The organism is Pontibaca salina (assembly GCF_016307205.1).
Lineage (GTDB): Bacteria > Pseudomonadota > Alphaproteobacteria > Rhodobacterales > Rhodobacteraceae > Pontibaca > Pontibaca salina.
Genome location: NZ_JAEIJD010000002.1, coordinates 54,168 through 71,042 on the forward strand (window position 1 = coordinate 54,168; position 16,875 = coordinate 71,042).

The window sequence follows — 16,875 nt, forward strand, 5'->3', positions numbered from 1 at the left end:
GCCCTTCGCTCGGCGGAGGGCCACCCAGTATCAACCTTTGAGCTGTAAGGAGCTGCAAAGATGGCATTCACACCACTTCACGACCGTGTGCTGGTCCGCCGCGTGGAAGAAGAAGAGAAAACCGCTGGCGGGCTGATCATCCCCGATAGCGCCAAGGAAAAGCCCGCCGAGGGCATCGTCGTTTCGGTCGGCGCGGGTGCGCGCAATGACAGCGGCGAGCGGATCACGCCCGACGTCAAGGAAGGCGACCGCATCCTGTTCGGCAAATGGTCTGGCACCGAGGTTACCATCGACGGTGAAGAGATGCTGATCATGAAAGAAAGCGACATCATGGGCATCATCGGGGCTGACAAGGCTGCCAAGGCCGCCTGAACGCTGCCCGCTGCATGTTCCCGTAACTAACGAAAATTCAAGGAGAGATCGATAATGTCTGCAAAAGACGTGAAGTTCGATACCGACGCCCGTAACCGGATGCTCCGGGGTGTCAATATTCTGGCCGATGCGGTCAAGGTTACGCTGGGCCCCAAGGGTCGTAACGTCGTGATCGACAAATCCTTTGGTGCGCCGCGCATCACCAAGGACGGTGTGAGCGTTGCCAAGGAAATCGAACTGGAAGAAAAGTTCGAGAACATGGGCGCGCAGATGGTGAAAGAAGTCGCCAGCCGCACCAATGACGAAGCCGGCGACGGCACCACCACTGCGACCGTTCTGGCCCAGGCGATTGTGCGTGAAGGTCTGAAATCGGTTGCCGCTGGCATGAATCCGATGGACCTCAAGCGCGGCATCGATCTGGCCACTGCCAAGGTTGTCGAAGAAATCCGCAAAGCGGCCCGCGACGTCAGCGATAGCGCAGAAGTTGCACAGGTCGGTACGATTTCCGCCAACGGCGAAGCCGAGATCGGTCGCCAGATCGCAGATGCGATGCAGAAGGTCGGAAACGAAGGTGTCATCACCGTCGAGGAAAACAAAGGACTGGAAACCGAGACCGACGTGGTCGAGGGGATGCAGTTCGACCGTGGCTACCTGTCGCCATATTTCGTGACCAACGCCGACAAGATGACCGTCGAGTTGGAAGACTGCATGATCCTGCTGCACGAGAAGAAGCTCTCGTCGCTGCAGCCGATGGTGCCGCTGCTGGAATCGGTGATTCAGAGCCAGAAGCCACTGTTGATCATTTCGGAAGACGTTGAAGGCGAAGCACTGGCGACCCTGGTGGTCAACAAACTGCGCGGCGGTCTGAAGATCGCAGCCGTCAAGGCACCAGGCTTTGGCGATCGCCGTAAGGCCATGCTGCAGGATCTGGCGATCCTGACCGGTGGTCAGGTGATCAGTGAAGATCTGGGCATGAAGCTTGAAAATGTCACCATGGACATGCTCGGCAACGCCAAGAAGGTCACCATCACCAAAGACGAAACCACCATCGTCGACGGTGCCGGAGAAAAGGCCGAGATCGAAGCGCGGGTTGCACAAATTCGCCAGCAGATCGAGGACACCACCAGCGACTACGATCGCGAAAAGCTGCAGGAGCGCGTTGCCAAGCTGGCCGGCGGTGTTGCGGTGATCCGCGTCGGTGGCATGACCGAAGTCGAAGTAAAAGAGCGTAAGGACCGTGTCGATGACGCGCTGAACGCGACCCGTGCTGCGGTTCAGGAAGGTATCGTCGTCGGTGGCGGTGTTGCTCTGATCCAAGCGGGCAAAATGCTCGAAGGTCTGACCGGCGAAAACAACGATCAGACTGTCGGTATTGGCATCGTGCGTAAGGCGCTTGAGGCGCCGCTGCGTCAGATCGCCGAGAATGCTGGCGTCGACGGTTCGGTTGTCGCAGGCAAGATCCGCGAAAGCGACGATCTCAAGTTTGGCTTCAACGCGCAAACCGAAGAGTATGGCGACATGTTCAAATTCGGTGTGATCGACCCGGCCAAGGTTGTGCGTCACGCACTGCAAGATGCGGCATCGGTCGCCGGACTGCTCATCACCACCGAGGCGATGATTGCTGACAAGCCGCAGAAAGAAGGCGCCCCCGCCGGTGGCGGCATGCCCGATATGGGCGGCATGGGCGGCATGGGCGGCATGATGTAAGCCGACCAGGCGTGGCAGTAAGCATCCGGCAACGGGAGCTGACCGCCACACCGCCAAAATTCGGGGTCGCCCTTGCCGGGCGGCCCCTTTTTTGTGAGTTGAGCTGATTAGAAAAACGTGCCCGAGGTACTCACCGTTCTATAAAGTGTTGCCGGAGCGATCACTCTGCCATCTTCCCCTCACCGCGCAGAAGGTTTATCTGGCCGGCATGAAGTGGCTGTTTCCGATATTTCTGCTTTGGCCCGTCGTCGCGCGGGCCGATTGCGTTGTGCTGTTGCATGGTTTGGCACGCACAGACACGTCCTTTGCCATCATGGAACAAGTCCTGGAAGCACGCGGCTATCAAGTGGTCCGGCCAAGTTATCCTTCGACCGATCTACCGATTCCCGATCTCGCCGAACAAACGCTGCCTGCCGCCGTGTCTCAGTGTCGAAGCGCGCCGGTGCATTTCGTCAGTCACTCGATGGGTGGCATCTTGATCCGGCTCTGGCTGCGCGATCAGAGCCCGGATTACTTGGGCCGGGTGGTGATGCTGGGGCCGCCCAATCAGGGCAGCCAGTTGGTTGACCGCCTTGGCGATTGGGAGGTGTTCGGCCTGTTGCACGGCCCGGCGGGCATGCAATTGGGCACCGGGCCTGAAAGTGTGCCATTGAACCTGCCACCGGTGGATTTCCCGTTGGGGGTAATTGCCGGCACTATGTCCCTAAACCCGGTGTTTTCCTCGATGATAGATGGGCAGGATGACGGCAAGGTTTCGGTCGCCTCGACCTTTGTTGAGGGCATGACCGATCACATCACGCTACCGGTGACCCATACTTTCATGATGAACAACCCTCGCGTGATCGCAGAAGCCGTCTATTTTATCGAGAACGGACGTTTCAACCCTGACATCTCCTGGCTGGATGCGCTGTTTGGCCGTGTTAATACGAACTGTGCGCCGGGCGAAGATGAATGCTCATCAAAAGCCCGGATGGGGGGTGCGCAATGAGTGCGCTTGCGTTGGATCTGGAGGGCGCCGAGGTCCTGCTGCCCGGTGCCGGGCTGGTGCGCACCCGGCTGTCGCTGGCTGAAGGTGTCATAACGTCCCACAGCTCTGGACGGGCGGTCGACCTGAGCGGTTATCGCATTGTACCGGGAATCGTCGATCTGCATGGTGACGGGTTCGAGCGCCACGTCGCGTCGCGCCGTGGCGCAGTGAAAGACGCTGCCGACGGGGTCATCGCAACCGAGGCGGAATTGGCCGTCAACGGGATCACCACGGCAGTATTGGCGCAGTTCCACAGTTGGGAAGGCGGGGTGCGCAGCCCTGAATTTGCCGACCGTGTCATGCGGGCCATTGCCCGGGTGCGGGGCGACCTTGCCACCGATCTGATCCCGCAACTACGCTTCGAGATACATTTGCTCGGGGATTACCAGCGCCTGCCGCAATTGTTGCAAGAGTGGGGGGTGCATTATCTGGTGTTCAACGATCATCTGCCCCATGCAAGGCTGGCCGACGGGCGCAAGCCACCGCGGCTGGCCGGTCAGGCGTTGCGGGCCGGGCGCAACCCCGAGCGCCATCTGGAACTGATGCAGCGCATGCACGCGCAGCGCTCCGAGGTTCCGGCGGCGCTGGATCGGTTGACGAAAATTCTCGCCGTCCAAGGCGTTCACATGGGCAGCCATGATGATACCACTGCGCAGGGGCGTAACGACTGGAGCGCACGCGGCGTGCGCATCTCCGAGTTCCCCGAGACTGTCGAGGCGGCGACGGCAGCGCGTGAGGGGGGCGACTCGATCATTTTGGGCGCGCCGAATGTGGTGCGGGGTGGGTCGCATAACTCCAATGTCAGCGCGCAGGATCTGATCGAACACGGATTGTGCGACGCGCTGGCGTCGGATTATCACTATCCATCGCCCCGGCGCGCGGCGCTGCTGCTGGTAGAGCGTGGCATTTGCGATTTCGAGACAGCTTGGGGGCTGGTCTCGTCGGGTCCGGCGCAGGTGCTGGGGCTGCAGGACCGGGGCGCGTTGCTGCCGGGAATGCGCGCTGATCTTGCGATTTTGGATGCCGCAACCGGTCGTGTCGCGGCGGTGATGGCGGCCGGCACCTTCACCTATCTTTCCGGTGCCATCGGGGCGCGGTTTATGGCGGTCGGCCCCTGATCGCGTGGCCTCACACCCGGAACAGGCTCAATCCGGCCACCCCCAGCGTCAGGAAGAGCAGAACCGCCCAGAGCCGCCAGAGCATGACCACGGCGGCGTCGATCTCGTCCGGGCCAATATCGTGGCGCCCGCGATGATTGACCCAAGGCAGTGCCAGCATGGTGCCATGATAGCCGCGGGGACCGGCCAGCGCGACATCTAGCGCGCGGGCTATAGCGGCCTCGGGCCAGCCTGCATTGGGCGAGCGGTGCGCACGCGCGTCCTTGACGATGGCGGGCCACTCCCGCATCTGACCTGAAAGCGCCGCGAGGATCAGGCCGGTTAGCCGCGCCGGGATCAGGTTCAACAGGTCGTCAAGCCGTGCCGCCGCCCAACCAAAACGTTCATGGCGTGGCGTGCGATAGCCGATCATGCTGTCGGCGGTGTTGATTGCCTTATAAATTAACATCCCCGGCAGCCCACCGACGAGGAACCAGAAGGCCGGCGCAACCACCCCGTCGGATAGGTTTTCGGCAGCGCTTTCGATCGCGGCGCGTGCCACTTGCGATGCATCCATATGTTGGCAGTCCCGGCTGACGATTCGCGTCACCATCACGCGCCCGTCACCCGTCGACAGCCGCAATCCGGCGCTCACGTCTTGCACATGCTGCACCAACGAGCGTTGTGCCAATAGCATTGCGGCGATGACTGTCTCGACCAGCGGCCCGGCAAGTGAGAGAGTCCACCCCACCGCCAGCGCTGCGCCCATCAAGACGCCCGCCGTCAAGACCCCCATAACGCGCAAATATTTGCCGCGGTTCAAGTGGCGATCCAGCGCGGCCACCGCCCGGCCCATCAAGACCGCCGGATGCGGAGCGCGGGACCAAAGCCATCGTGGCTCGCCGAGGGCGGCGTCCAGCATAAGTGCTATCACGAGAATCAGGGAATGTGTCATTCGGAACTGTTGCCTGGCATTTTAAGGGTAGGCAGGGTCAAAGAGCTTGTGATGATAATCGGCACCCGCCAAGCTGGCCTGTTTCAAGCGCGTTGTCGCTGAGTTTATAAGGATTGCACACGTCTAAGATGTATCTTTCTCGCGTTTAAGGTTTGTTAACACTTTCGGCACATCACACATAAAGGATGAGAGACGCTCAGTCGATTTCGCAATATGAGTCCGGTGGATCAATGCAAGTTCTAATTGTGGAAAGCGAACCCGAACTGGGCCGCTTATGGCAACGTCACCTTGAACGGCAAGGGGCGCAAGTCACACTTGTGCACAACCAGGAAAACGCGATTCAGGCGCTTTATAAAGGCGATTTCCAGATCATCGTTCTGGATCTGGTGCTTGAGGAGGGCAGCGCGCTGGCGGTGGCGGATTTCGCCAGCTATCGGCGCCCCGGTGCGCGGGTGATCTTTGTCACCAACACGACCTTTTTTTCCGACGGATCGATCTTCGCCCATTTCGCCAATGCTTGCGCCTATGTCCAGAGCGAGACTCCGCCCGAAGACTTGGCCGCGATGGTCAAACATTACGCCGCGCGCTGATCGCGCCCATGCGGCGCGTCAAAATCGATCACCGGGTTGATCGGAATGATGCGGTGTGGATTGATGGTGTCATGGCTGTGATGATAGTGCCGCACGATATGTTGGAGATCGACGGTCTCGGCCACGCCCGGCATTTGATATAATTCCCGGGTAAAACCCCACAGATTGGGATAGTCGGTCAGCCGTTTCCGGTTGCACTTGAAATGAGTGTGATAGGCGGAATCAAACCGCACCAGCGTTGTGAACAGGCGCCAGTCGGCCTCGGTCAGGCGCGGGCCGGTCAGATAGCGGTTTTCTGACAGGATGTGCTCGAGCCAGTCGAGACTGTCGAACAGCACATGTACTGGCGCGTCATAGGCCTCTTGCGTGGTGGCGAACCCGGCCTTGTAAACGCCGTTGTTGACGGTGTCGTAAACGCGCTCATTCACGCTTTCGATGGCGGCGCGCAGCTGGGCGGGCCAGTAATCGTCGCTATTGCCTGTGATATCGTCAAAGGCCGCATTGAACATGCGGATGATCTCGGAGCTTTCATTGGAAACGATGGTGTTCGTTTCCTTGTCCCACAGGACCGGTACGGTGACGCGCCCCGTCATATCGGGTTTCGCCCGCAGATAGATGTCGCGCAAATAGTTGCTTGCGTATAGGCTGTCGCCGGTTGCGCCCGGAAAATCGGTGCGGAAGGTCCAGCCCTCGCCCAGCAAATCGGGATGCACCACCGAGACCCCGATATGCTCGGCCAGCCCCTTGAGGCGGCGGCAGATCAATGTGCGATGCGCCCAGGGGCAGGCAAGACTAACGTAGAGATGATAGCGCCCCGACTCTGCGGCAAAACCGCCCGTTCCCGTTGGTCCCGGCGCGCCATCGGCAGTGATCCAGTTGCGAAACTGCGCCTGTTCACGCTTGAAGGCGCCCCCCGTTTTTTCGGTGTTATCCAATTGGTCTTGCCATATGCCGTCGATCAGCAAACCCATGTCGTGCCCTCCTTTTTTGCCGTCTATGGTTGGCAAGCTAAGACAGCGTGGCACGATTGCCCAGTCTTGCGGCGCAGTGGCGCTATCATGCAAAATGGTGCTTGATTAAAACCGGAGATGCGTCACTCTTTCCTTAGTCGGCCACAGGGGAGGGTGCGAAATGACGACCTATCTGCCAAAGGAATTGCAAGAGGGGCTGTGGGAGGCGCGGCTTGCGACCCTGAAGAAAACCAGCCGCCTGCGCGTGCAAGTGGGCGATGAGTTCTATCCGGTGCTGCGGCTGTGGCGCGAAGGATTCGCAGTTGAAGACGCCACAACGCCAAAGCTGCGCGGTCTGGTCGATCTCTATGGAGGCGGCAAGCATCTATATCAGTGCCTGATCGTGGCCAGCGATGCCGAAGCTGGCGAAATGCGCTATGAATTCAAGCGCAACACCGCCATTGCTGACGCTGCCGCGCTGGATTTCTATAGCGATCCGGATGCGCCGGTAGGATTGTTGACGCACGAATAAGCGCGCTGCGGCCGGTCATTGCAGATCTGCGAAGGCCGCGCGCAGACGCTCGGCGGCCTGTTCGACCCGCGTGCGCTGCGTGCCGATGTTAAAGCGCAGGAACGTCTCGCCGCCGCTTCCGAAGGTGTCGCCGTGATTGGCGGCGATACCGGCATCGCGCTCGACGCGGGCGATGAACTCGGCGGGCTGCATTCCGGTGGCCGAAAAATCGACCCAGGCCAGAAAGGTCGATTCCAGCCGCATCGAGGTGAGCCCCGGAATATCTGCAATCGCCGCGTCAAAAATCTGCCGGTTGCCATCAAGATAGTCCATCAGCGCATCAACCCATTCGGCCCCCTCTGGCGAATAGGCGGCAGTGGCCGCAATCTGGCCCAGCGTATTGGGCGCAAGACTGAGCGCGCTCATCCGCGCAGCGAATCGTTTGCGTAGGTCCGGGTCAGGAATGATCACATTGCCGGTGTGCAATCCGGCGATGTTGAAGGTCTTGGAGGGGGCGCTGAGCATTAACAGCCGGTCATGAACCGACGCGTCCACGTTCGTCATCGGAATATGGGTCTGCCCGGGAAAGACCAGATCATGATGGATCTCGTCCGACAGCAGAATCAGATCATGACGGCGCGCGAAATCGGCCAGCCCCTGCAATTCGTCGCGGGTCCACACCGTTCCGCCCGGATTGTGCGGTGAGCACAGGATCACCATGCGCTCGGCTCCGGTCATTTGCGCATCGTAGGCGGCGAAATCCATCTCGTAGCGCCCGGCATTATTGACCAGCGGACATTCCACCACCTTGCGCCCTGCGCCTTTGATGACCCGGGCAAATGCATGATAAACCGGTGTAAACAGCACAATCCCATCGCCGGGATCGGTATAGGTGTCAAGGCACAAGGCAACGCCATTCACCAATCCCGTGGTGGTGAAGATCGCCTTGGGGTCAACCTGCCAGCCATGGCGTTGCTCCATCCACCAGCAGATCGCATCGCGATAGGGGGATTCGAGGTCGGCATAACCAAAGACCCCCAAATCAGCCTGTTGGCGCAGGGCGTCGCGCACGGTTTTGGGCGCGCGGAAATCCATGTCGGCCACCCACATGGCCAGCCCATCGTCGGGCGACACGCCGTAAAGCGCCTCCATCTTGTCCCATTTGGTGCTGTGGGTGCCGCGCCGGTCGATGGGCGTGTCGAAATCCATGGCAGTCTCCTTTGATCGCGGCGCAGGCTAGCGCAATGTCAGAGCGGCGCAAGAGGCGTTGCAGCGCGCGCCGCGATCTCCTAAATCAGAGATATGAAACGCCCGATCCTAATCCATCCCGACCCACGCCTGAAAAAGGTCTGCGCCCCCGTGGCCGATCTTGACGATGATCTGCGTCAATTGGCCGATGATATGCTGGTAACCATGTATGACGCCCCCGGCATCGGTCTGGCGGCTCCGCAGGTTGGCGTGCTGGCGCGGCTGATCGTGTTGGATTGCGTCAAGGAAGAGGGCGCGCCACCGCAGCCTATGATCATGTTCAACCCCGAGATCACGGCAGTTTCGGAGGCGACCAACAGCTATGAAGAAGGGTGCCTGTCGATTCCTGACCAATATGCCGAGATCACCCGCCCCTCCGAGGTGGAAGTGTCTTGGATCGACCGCGACGGGAAACTGCAGAAGGCGGGGTTCGACGGCTTGTGGGCGACCTGTGTGCAGCATGAGATCGACCATCTGAACGGCAAGCTGTTCATCGATTATCTCACGCCGATGAAGCGCCAGATGATCACCCGGCGGATGCAGAAGCTGAAACGCGAAAAGGCGCGCGCCTAAGATGGCGGTGCAGCCAATCCTGCGCTGGCCCGACCGGCGCTTGCGCGTTCCTGCTGGCGAAGTAGCGACGGTAGACTCTGAGGTGCGTGCGATTTGGGACGACATGGTCGACACGATGGAGGCTATGCCCGGCGTCGGGCTGGCGGCGCCGCAAATCGGTGTCGGATTGCGGCTGGCGGTGGTTGCGACATCTCCGGCACGCGGCGGCGCGGTGCGATTGGCCAATCCGGAGATCCTGCACGCTTCGGTCAAGTTGCGCGAACATGAAGAAGCCAGCCCGTGTTTGCCCGGTGTTTCGGCAGTGATAGAGCGCCCCCGCGCCGTTACGGTGCGCTATCTGGACGAGAGCGGCGCACCGACCGAGCGGGATTTCGTCGAGATTGAGGCCACCAGTGTTCAGCACCAGATCGACCACTTGGCGGGGCGGATGTATTTCGACCGCCTATCCAAGGTGAAGCGCGATATGCTGCTGCGCCGGGCGCGCAAGCTATCATGACCATGCGCGTGGCTTTCATGGGAACGCCCGATTTTTCGGTGCCGGTGCTGCAGGCGCTGGTCGATGCAGGGCATCAGATCGCCGCCGTCTATTGCCAGCCGCCGCGCCCGGCGGGGCGGGGAAAAAAGGACCGGCCCAGCCCGGTGCAAAAGCGCGCCGAAGAACTGGGCCTGAAGGTGCGCCATCCGGTCTCGCTGCGGGCACCCGAGGTGCAGGCGGATTTTGCCGCCCTCAACGCTGATGTCGCGGTCGTCGTCGCCTATGGGCTGATCTTGCCGCAGGCGATTCTGGACGCGCCGCGGCAGGGGTGCGTGAATATCCATGCCAGCCTGCTGCCGCGCTGGCGCGGGGCGGCGCCGATTCACCGGGCGATCATGGCGGGCGATCCCGAAACCGGCATTTGCATCATGCAAATGGACGCCGGGCTGGATACCGGTCCCGTGCTGTTGCGTGAGCCGGTGCCGATCGCTCCCGAGGATACCACCGGCACGCTGCATGACCGTCTGTCAGAAAACGGCGCGGCGCTGATCGTGCAAGCACTGGAACGTATCGACAGGCTGACGCCGGATCCGCAGCCCGATGACGGCGTGACCTATGCCGTAAAGATCGACAAATCCGAGGCGCGGGTGGATTGGAACCGTCCGGCGGAAGTCGTGGATCGCCACATTCGCGGCCTATCGCCTTTTCCCGGAGCCTGGACCGAGATCGACGGCGCGCGCGTCAAGCTGTTGCATTCGCGTCTGGCGCCGGGGCAGGGCGCGCCGGGGGAGGTGCTGCAAGCCGGCGATGCGCTGGTGGTCGCCTGTTCCGGCGGCGCGATCGAGATAACGCGCCTGCAACGCGCCGGACGTGGCGCACAGGATAGTGCCAGCTTCCTGCGTGGACAGCGGATCGAGAAGGGGACGCGGCTTTAGGTGGAGACCGCTTGCGGCCGCATGTCGTCCGGGTTGATCCCGGCCACGGTCACAGGCTTTTTCATCGCATCGCGGCGGAAAGGCTCGCCCAGTTCCTGATTGATCATCGCCTCAATCAGCGTGGTTGTACCTGCCTTCTGGTCTTTCAGCGCCTGATCCAGCGCCGCGGTCAGTTCTGTCATGGTGCGCGCCTGCACCCCTTCTAGCCCGCAAGCTCTGGCGATTCCGGCATAAGACACAGCTTCATCCAGTTCGGTGCCGACGAAATTATCATCGAACCACAGGGTCGAATTGCGCTTTTCCGCGCCCCATTGATAGTTGCGGAACACCACCATGGTGATCGCCGGCCATTCCGCGCGTCCGATGGCGGTCAGTTCATTAACCGAGATGCCAAACGCCCCGTCGCCTGCAAAGCCAACCACGGGCATATCGGGACAGCCGATCTTGGCTCCGATGATCGCGGGCAACCCATAACCACAGGGGCCAAATAACCCCGGTGCCAGATATTTGCGCCCGGTCTCGAACGAAGGATAGGCATTGCCGATGGCACAGTTGTTGCCAATATCCGATGAAATGATCGCCTCTCGCGGAAGCGCCGCTTGTATCGCGCGCCAGGCCATGCGGGGGCTCATCCAGTCGGGTTTTTCCATGCGGGCGCGTTCGTTCCAATCGGTGCCGGGGTCGTCCGCCTCGTGATCCATGCTGGACAGTTGCTGTGCCCATCGCGACTTCGCCTTAGCGATGCGCGCCTTGCGCTCTGCCCGTCCGGCATCGCCAGCGCTGTCATTCAGTTGCGCGAGCAGGCTTTGGGCCACTTTCTTTGCGTCCCCGACAATGCCGACCGTGACCGGTTTGGTCAGGCCGATCCGGTCGGGGTTGATATCCACCTGAATGATTTTCGCATCCTTGGGCCAATAGTCGATACCATAGCCGGGCAGGGTGGAAAACGGATTCAGCCGGGTGCCAAGGCACAGCACCACATCGGCCTGTGAAATCAATTCCATAGCCGCTTTCGAGCCGTTATAACCCAGCGGCCCGGCGAATAGCGGATGCGAGCCGGGAAAGGCGTCATTGTGCTGATAACCGACGCAAACCGGCGCATCCAGCCGCTCGGCCAGCGCCATGCTGGCGGGGATTGCGTTTCCTAGGACCACGCCAGCGCCATTCAGGATGACGGGGTTTTGCGCGCCGCTTAGTAGCGCCGCCGCTTCAGCAATCGCCGCCGCGCCTCCTGCCGGGCGTTCGAATTCAAGGACGTCGGGCAGATCGATATCGATCACTTGGGTCCAGAAATCACGGGGTATGTTGATCTGTGCCGGCGCGCTGGCACGGCGGGCCTGAAGGATCACGCGGTTCAAGGTCTCGGCGATGCGCGACGGGTCGCGGACCTCTTCCTGATAGGCCACCATGTCGCGGAACAGGGCCATCTGTTCAACTTCCTGAAAACCGCCCTGACCGATGGTCTTGTTGGCCGCTTGCGGTGTCACCAGCAAAAGCGGTGTGTGGTTCCAATAGGCGGTTTTCACGGCGGTGACAAAATTGGTGATGCCGGGGCCGTTCTGGGCGATCATCATCGAGACTTTGCCGGTGGCACGGGTATAGCCATCGGCCATCATCCCGGCGCTACCTTCATGTGCGCAGTCCCAAAATGTGATTCCGGCCTTGGGGAACAGGTCGGACACCGGCATCATGGCCGAGCCGATAATGCCGAAGGCCTGTGCGATACCGTGGCGTTGAAGCGTTTTGACGAATGCCTCTTCGGTGGTCATTTTCATCGACACGTCCTCCTCCTGCCAAGCGGTATAAACCGGTGTACCGCCGCCAACTGCATCCGGCAATATGGGATGACGCGTTCGGGCCTTCCCCACGTTCGCCATGGCTCCTGCCTACGGTTGGGTTTCGGGGGCGATGTCGTAACCATCGGATAAAAGGTCTTTCTTGGCAGGTGGGCCAAGCGCGAGGGCTGTACCATCATCTGTAATGACCGGCGGGGGAGGGTCCATGACCGCGAATGCAACCACATCGAGGCGGGGCAGACGTCGCGGCAGTGGGGCCAGACGCTCGGCCTCATCCGGGGACAATCCGCATCTTGAAGTGCCGTTCATCCGGCGTGCCATCCCCACCTACGACATTCTGGGCGAACCGGCGCTTGAACGGATCGAGGCGACCGCCGACCGTATTCTGGCTGAAATCGGCATGGAGTTCCGCGAAGACCCCGAAACCGTCGATCTGTTTCGCGCGGCAGGCGGGACGGTCAGGGAACAAAGTCCCGATGTCTGGAACATTCGCTTCGAACCGGGGCTGATCCGCGACCTCCTGAAAACCGCGCCGGCAACATTCACCCAGCACGCACGCAATCCGGCCAATAATGTCGAGATCGGCGGTGATGCGGTGGTCTTTGCACCTGCCTATGGCTCGCCCTTCGTGATGGATTTGGATCAAGGCCGCCGTTACGGCACGATCGAGGATTTCCGCAACTTCATCAAGCTGGGCCAATCCAGCCCCTGGCTGCACCATTCCGGCGGCACCATTTGCGAGCCGACTGATATTCCCGTGAACAAACGGCATCTGGACATGGTTTACAGCCATATCCGCTATTCTGATCGCGGGTTTCTGGGGTCGATCACCGCGCCCGAGCGCGCTGCGGACAGCATCGCGATGTGCCGCATTCTGTTCGGCGCGGATTTCGTGGATGAAAACTGCGTCATCATGGGCAATTTCAACACAACTTCGCCGCTGGTGCTCGACGGGAACACGACGCGGGGCATTCGCACCTATGCGGCTGCCGGGCAGGGCTCGATCCATCTGCCGTTCTTGCTGGGCGGGGCGGTGTCGCCGCTGACCATGGCGGGGGCGGTGGCGCAATGTCTGGCTGAATCGATGACCTCTTGTGCGCTGACGCAACTGGTGCGCCCCGGTGCGCCGGCGGTGCTGGGCAGTTTCCTCAGCACCATGTCGCTGCGCTCGGGTTCGCCCACCTTCGGCACCGCAGAACCGGCGCTGGGCTCGCTGGTGATGGGACAATTGGCGCGCCGCCTGAGTTTGCCGCTGCGCTGTGCCGGCAATTTCTCGACCTCGAAACTGCCCGACGCGCAGGCGATGCAACAGGCGATGATGTCGATGCTGTCGGCGGTGCAATGTGGCGCCAATTATCTGCTGCATTCTGCCGGGTTTCTCGACGGATTATTGTCGATGTCCTATGAAAAATTCATGCTGGACACCGACGCCTGCGGCGCGCTGCATGTCTATCTCAACGGGCTGGATACCAGTGACGATGCGCTGGGCTTTGACGCGCTGGCCGAGCTGGGACCGGGCCAGCATCTGTTCGGCACGGCCCACACGCTGCGCCATTACAAGACCGCCTATTACGACAGCGCGCTGGATGACAATCAGCCGTGGGAAACCTGGAGCGAGCAGGGCGGGATTGACGCCGCCACCCGCGCCAATGCCCGTTGGAAGGCGGTTCTGGCGGCCTATGAGCCACCGCCGCTTGACCCCGCTATCGACGCAGCCTTGCTGGATTTCATGACTGAGAAAAAAACGTCGATGCCCGACGCGTGGTATTGAGGCGGAAGGATGACCAAAGACCCGCTCTTGGAGCCGTTTCAGTTGAAACATCTGACCCTGAAGAACCGGATCATGACCACCGCGCATGAACCGGCCTATCCCGAAGACGGCATGCCGAAAGAACGTTACGCCGCCTATCACGCCGAACGCGCAAAGGCCGGTGTGGCGCTGGCAATGACGGCCGGTTCAGCTGCCGTCAGTCGCGACAGTCCGCCGGTGTTCAACAATGTTTTGGCCTATAAAGACGAGGTCGTGCCGTGGATCAGAAACCTGACCGATGCCTGCCACGAACATGGCTGCGCGGTGATGATCCAGCTGACCCATCTGGGCCGTAGGACCGGCTGGAACAAAGGCGATTGGTTGCCGTCGGTTTCTTCCTCGCGCCATCGCGAACCGGCGCACCGTGCCTTTCCCAAATTGATCGAGGACTGGGATATCGACCGCATCCTGTCGGATTTCGCCGACGCCGCCGAGCGGATGCAGGCGGGCGGGATGGACGGGATCGAGATCCAGGCCTATGGCCATCTGCTGGACCAGTTCTGGTCGCCGCTGACCAATGATCTGAGCGGCCCTTATGGGGCCGATACGCTGGAAAACCGGCTGCGCTTTCCGATGGACGTGTTGGAAGCGATCCGCAAGCGCGTTGGCCATCAGTTCATCGTCGGCTTTCGCTATACGGCGGATGAGGCGCAGAAAGGCGGGCTGAGCGCCGAAGAAGGGCTCGAGATTTCCCGCCGTTTTGCCGAGTCGGGCAAGGTTGATTTCTTGAATGTGATCCGGGGTCGTATCCACACCGACCCGGCACTGACCGATGTGATTCCCGTGCAGGGCATGAAAAGCGCGCCGCATCTGGATTTTGCGGGAGCAGTGCGCAATGCGACCGGCATGCCCACCTTTCATGCCGCGCGCATCCCCGATGTGGCGACCGCGCGTCACGCGGTGGCCGAGGGGCTTCTGGATATGGTCGGGATGACCCGCGCGCATATGGCGGACCCACATATTGTGCGAAAGATCGTTGAGCGGCGCGAGGACGATATCCGCCCCTGTGTTGGCGCGACCTACTGCCTTGACCGGATCTATCAGGCGGGCGATGCGCTATGTATCCACAACGCCGCAACCGGGCGCGAATTGACGATGCCGCATGAAATTACAGCCGCGCCTAGGCGCCGCAAGGTGGTGATTGTCGGTGCCGGTCCGGCAGGGTTGGAGGCGGCGCGCGTGGCGGCCGAGCGCGGCCATCAGGTGATCGTATTCGAGGCCGCGGCAGATCCCGGCGGGCAGGTGCGGCTGACCGCGCAAAGCCCGCGCCGCCGCGAGATGATCGGCATCATCGACTGGCGCATGGCGCAATGTGCCGCGCGCGATGTCGAATTCCGTTTTGGCATCTGGGCCGAGGCAGCGGATGTCATTGAACAGAACCCCGATGTGGTGATCATCGCCACTGGCGGCCTGCCCAATACCGAACTGTTCGAACAGAAAGGTGAGGCGGCGCATGTCATCACCAGTTGGGACATTATTTCCGGCGCTGTGAAACCCGCCGGGCATGTGCTGATCTACGACGAAAGCGGCGATCATCCGGGGCTTCAGGCCGCCGAGGTCGCCGCCGCTGCGGGGTCTAAGGTCGAAGTGATGACGCCGGACCGGACCTTGGCGCCCGAGATCATGGCGATGAATCTTGTGCCTTACATGCGCGCGCTGCAGGATAAAGACGTGACATTTACCGTCACAAGGCGGCTGCTGGATGTGACGCGCAGTGGCAACCGCCTGTCCGCAACAATCGGCACCGATTACAGCGATCTGACCCAGCAGGCACAATATGATCAAGTCGTGTTGAATTACGGCACATTGCCATTGGCTGACCTCTATTTTGACCTGCGACCGCTTGCGCAAAATAAGGGTGGGGTGGATCAACAGGCGCTGATCGATGGGCGGGCGCAGACCATCAGGCGCAACCCGAAGGGCCGGTTTCAACTGTTTCGGATTGGCGATGCAGTCTCGGCCCGCAATACCCATGCGGCAATCTATGACGCGCTGCGGCTGGTCAAGGATATCTGATTGACTCCTCCGGTATGAGCAATATAAGCGCGGCTTCATTGGTGTTGGTGGCCCCCGCAAGGGGATACCTGTCGGGCTTCGGCCAAAGGACAACGCCCTTCACGCCCCACGGGCACATAAGGAAGGAGATCAGCCGTGACCAAACGCACGTCTGCCAAATATAAAATTGACCGCCGCATGGGCGAAAATATCTGGGGTCGCCCCAAGTCCCCGGTCAACCGTCGCGAATACGGCCCCGGCCACCACGGCCAGCGCCGCAAGGGCAAGCTGAGCGATTTCGGCATTCAGCTGCGCGCCAAGCAGAAGCTCAAAGGCTATTACGGTGACCTGACCGAAAAGCAGTTCCGTCGTATTTATGGCGAGGCTGAGCGCGTGCGCGGCGATACCGGTGAGAACCTGATCGGTCTGCTCGAGCGCCGTTTGGACGCCGTGGTTTACCGTGCCAAGTTCGTGCCCACCGTCTTTGCCGCCCGCCAATTCGTGAACCACGGCCATGTCAAGGTGAACGGCAAGCGCGTCAACATTCCCTCCTACCGAGTGAAAGAGGGCGACGTGATTGAAGTGCGTGACAAGTCCAAGCAAATGGCCGCGCTGTTGGAAGCCGTCCAACTGCCTGAGCGGGACGTGCCGGATTACATCGAGGCGGACCACTCCAAGATGACCTGCACATTCGTGCGCACGCCGAGCCTGAGCGACGTGCCCTATCCGGTGATCATGGAACCAAGCTTGGTCGTCGAATTCTACGCCAAGAACTGATACGCCTCGGCGCGCCTTCTTTACGATACAGGGCCGCGCGGTTGCGCGGCCTTTTTA

The 16,875-nt window shown here is 61.0% G+C and carries 16 protein-coding genes; 12 read left to right on the plus strand and 4 right to left on the minus strand.

The features are described from left to right. The first annotated feature begins 60 nt into the window (after window positions 1–60). The 4 genes from JAO82_RS02970 to JAO82_RS02985 all read left to right on the plus strand — a co-directional run bounded on the left by JAO82_RS02970 (window position 61) and on the right by JAO82_RS02985 (window position 4,224). Window positions 61–372: a co-chaperone GroES gene (locus JAO82_RS02970; protein WP_198684863.1), complete on the plus strand. Its 312-nt coding sequence runs from the start codon at window positions 61–63 to the stop codon at window positions 370–372. A gap of 54 nt (window positions 373–426) precedes the next feature. Continuing rightward, window positions 427–2,079, plus strand: coding sequence for a chaperonin GroEL (groL, locus tag JAO82_RS02975; protein ID WP_198684864.1), 1,653 nt, complete (start codon window positions 427–429; stop codon window positions 2,077–2,079). Window positions 2,080–2,287: 208 nt separating this feature from the next. Further along, on the plus strand, window positions 2,288–3,067 hold the full coding sequence (locus tag JAO82_RS02980) for an alpha/beta fold hydrolase (protein ID WP_198684865.1): 780 nt from the start codon (window positions 2,288–2,290) through the stop codon (window positions 3,065–3,067). Further along, entirely contained in the window at window positions 3,064–4,224 is a 1,161-nt protein-coding gene (locus tag JAO82_RS02985) for an alpha-D-ribose 1-methylphosphonate 5-triphosphate diphosphatase (RefSeq protein ID WP_198684866.1), read from the plus strand. Before JAO82_RS02980 ends, JAO82_RS02985 begins: the two co-directional genes overlap by 4 nt. Before the next feature lie 10 nt (window positions 4,225–4,234). On the opposite strand, the gene cbiB is transcribed toward JAO82_RS02985, so the two are convergent. Continuing rightward, the gene (cbiB, locus tag JAO82_RS02990; protein WP_198684867.1) at window positions 4,235–5,158 is read right to left on the minus strand and encodes an adenosylcobinamide-phosphate synthase CbiB; all 924 of its coding nucleotides are present in this window, start codon (window positions 5,156–5,158) and stop codon (window positions 4,235–4,237) included. 230 nt (window positions 5,159–5,388) lie between these two features. Here cbiB and JAO82_RS02995 point away from each other — a divergent pair, with 230 nt between their 5' ends. Further along, a complete protein-coding gene (locus JAO82_RS02995) occupies window positions 5,389–5,748 on the plus strand; it encodes a response regulator transcription factor (RefSeq protein ID WP_198684868.1) in 360 nt (119 codons plus the stop codon). Here JAO82_RS02995 and JAO82_RS03000 read toward each other — a convergent pair. Next, window positions 5,733–6,719 carry a glutathione S-transferase family protein gene (locus JAO82_RS03000; RefSeq protein WP_198684869.1) on the minus strand — a complete coding sequence of 329 codons (987 nt, stop codon included), beginning with the start codon at window positions 6,717–6,719 and terminating at the stop codon, window positions 5,733–5,735. The genes JAO82_RS02995 and JAO82_RS03000 overlap by 16 nt on opposite strands. A gap of 160 nt (window positions 6,720–6,879) precedes the next feature. Here JAO82_RS03000 and JAO82_RS03005 point away from each other — a divergent pair, with 160 nt between their 5' ends. Then, window positions 6,880–7,230 (plus strand): hypothetical protein, encoded by a 351-nt coding sequence (locus JAO82_RS03005; RefSeq protein ID WP_198684870.1) that lies wholly within the window; start codon window positions 6,880–6,882, stop codon window positions 7,228–7,230. 15 nt (window positions 7,231–7,245) lie between these two features. Here the strand turns inward: JAO82_RS03005 and JAO82_RS03010 are convergent, their stop codons facing one another. Further along, window positions 7,246–8,418: a MalY/PatB family protein gene (locus JAO82_RS03010; protein WP_198684871.1), complete on the minus strand. Its 1,173-nt coding sequence runs from the start codon at window positions 8,416–8,418 to the stop codon at window positions 7,246–7,248. Window positions 8,419–8,511: 93 nt separating this feature from the next. Here JAO82_RS03010 and def (JAO82_RS03015) point away from each other — a divergent pair, with 93 nt between their 5' ends. The 3 genes from def (JAO82_RS03015) to fmt are packed head-to-tail and all read left to right on the plus strand — an operon-like array spanning window position 8,512 to window position 10,440. Beyond that, window positions 8,512–9,030, plus strand: a complete 519-nt coding sequence (def, locus tag JAO82_RS03015; protein ID WP_198684872.1) for a peptide deformylase — start codon at window positions 8,512–8,514, stop codon at window positions 9,028–9,030. Between the two features lies 1 nt (window position 9,031). Then, the gene (def, locus tag JAO82_RS03020; protein ID WP_198684873.1) at window positions 9,032–9,526 is read left to right on the plus strand and encodes a peptide deformylase; all 495 of its coding nucleotides are present in this window, start codon (window positions 9,032–9,034) and stop codon (window positions 9,524–9,526) included. Between the two features lie 2 nt (window positions 9,527–9,528). Next, the gene (gene fmt / locus JAO82_RS03025; RefSeq protein ID WP_198685217.1) at window positions 9,529–10,440 is read left to right on the plus strand and encodes a methionyl-tRNA formyltransferase; all 912 of its coding nucleotides are present in this window, start codon (window positions 9,529–9,531) and stop codon (window positions 10,438–10,440) included. Here fmt and xsc read toward each other — a convergent pair. Then, window positions 10,437–12,215 (minus strand): sulfoacetaldehyde acetyltransferase, encoded by a 1,779-nt coding sequence (gene xsc, locus JAO82_RS03030; protein ID WP_198685216.1) that lies wholly within the window; start codon window positions 12,213–12,215, stop codon window positions 10,437–10,439. The genes fmt and xsc overlap by 4 nt on opposite strands. Before the next feature lie 226 nt (window positions 12,216–12,441). Between xsc and JAO82_RS03035 the strand changes: the two genes are divergently transcribed. The 3 genes from JAO82_RS03035 (at window position 12,442) to rpsD (ending at window position 16,818) form a co-directional block, all read left to right on the plus strand. After that, entirely contained in the window at window positions 12,442–14,007 is a 1,566-nt protein-coding gene (locus JAO82_RS03035; protein WP_198684874.1) for a trimethylamine methyltransferase family protein, read from the plus strand. A gap of 9 nt (window positions 14,008–14,016) precedes the next feature. Further along, window positions 14,017–16,062: an oxidoreductase gene (locus JAO82_RS03040; protein ID WP_198684875.1), complete on the plus strand. Its 2,046-nt coding sequence runs from the start codon at window positions 14,017–14,019 to the stop codon at window positions 16,060–16,062. A 135-nt stretch (window positions 16,063–16,197) separates the two neighbouring features. Then, window positions 16,198–16,818, plus strand: coding sequence for a 30S ribosomal protein S4 (gene rpsD / locus JAO82_RS03045; protein WP_198684876.1), 621 nt, complete (start codon window positions 16,198–16,200; stop codon window positions 16,816–16,818). Window positions 16,819–16,875 lie beyond the last annotated feature (57 nt).

Bases quoted from the DNA above. Each gene is read 5' to 3' on its own strand.
- JAO82_RS02970 (WP_198684863.1), top strand. From the start codon at position 61: ATGGCATTCACACCACTTCACGACCGTGTGCTGGTCCGCCGCGTGGAA.
- groL (WP_198684864.1), top strand. From the start codon at position 427: ATGTCTGCAAAAGACGTGAAGTTCGATACCGACGCCCGTAACCGGATG.
- JAO82_RS02980 (WP_198684865.1), top strand. From the start codon at position 2,288: ATGAAGTGGCTGTTTCCGATATTTCTGCTTTGGCCCGTCGTCGCGCGG.
- JAO82_RS02985 (WP_198684866.1), top strand. From the start codon at position 3,064: ATGAGTGCGCTTGCGTTGGATCTGGAGGGCGCCGAGGTCCTGCTGCCC.
- cbiB (WP_198684867.1), bottom strand. From the start codon at position 5,158: ATGACACATTCCCTGATTCTCGTGATAGCACTTATGCTGGACGCCGCC.
- JAO82_RS02995 (WP_198684868.1), top strand. From the start codon at position 5,389: ATGCAAGTTCTAATTGTGGAAAGCGAACCCGAACTGGGCCGCTTATGG.
- JAO82_RS03000 (WP_198684869.1), bottom strand. From the start codon at position 6,719: ATGGGTTTGCTGATCGACGGCATATGGCAAGACCAATTGGATAACACC.
- JAO82_RS03005 (WP_198684870.1), top strand. From the start codon at position 6,880: ATGACGACCTATCTGCCAAAGGAATTGCAAGAGGGGCTGTGGGAGGCG.
- JAO82_RS03010 (WP_198684871.1), bottom strand. From the start codon at position 8,418: ATGGATTTCGACACGCCCATCGACCGGCGCGGCACCCACAGCACCAAA.
- def (WP_198684872.1), top strand. From the start codon at position 8,512: ATGAAACGCCCGATCCTAATCCATCCCGACCCACGCCTGAAAAAGGTC.
- def (WP_198684873.1), top strand. From the start codon at position 9,032: ATGGCGGTGCAGCCAATCCTGCGCTGGCCCGACCGGCGCTTGCGCGTT.
- fmt (WP_198685217.1), top strand. From the start codon at position 9,529: ATGCGCGTGGCTTTCATGGGAACGCCCGATTTTTCGGTGCCGGTGCTG.
- xsc (WP_198685216.1), bottom strand. From the start codon at position 12,215: ATGAAAATGACCACCGAAGAGGCATTCGTCAAAACGCTTCAACGCCAC.
- JAO82_RS03035 (WP_198684874.1), top strand. From the start codon at position 12,442: ATGACCGCGAATGCAACCACATCGAGGCGGGGCAGACGTCGCGGCAGT.
- JAO82_RS03040 (WP_198684875.1), top strand. From the start codon at position 14,017: ATGACCAAAGACCCGCTCTTGGAGCCGTTTCAGTTGAAACATCTGACC.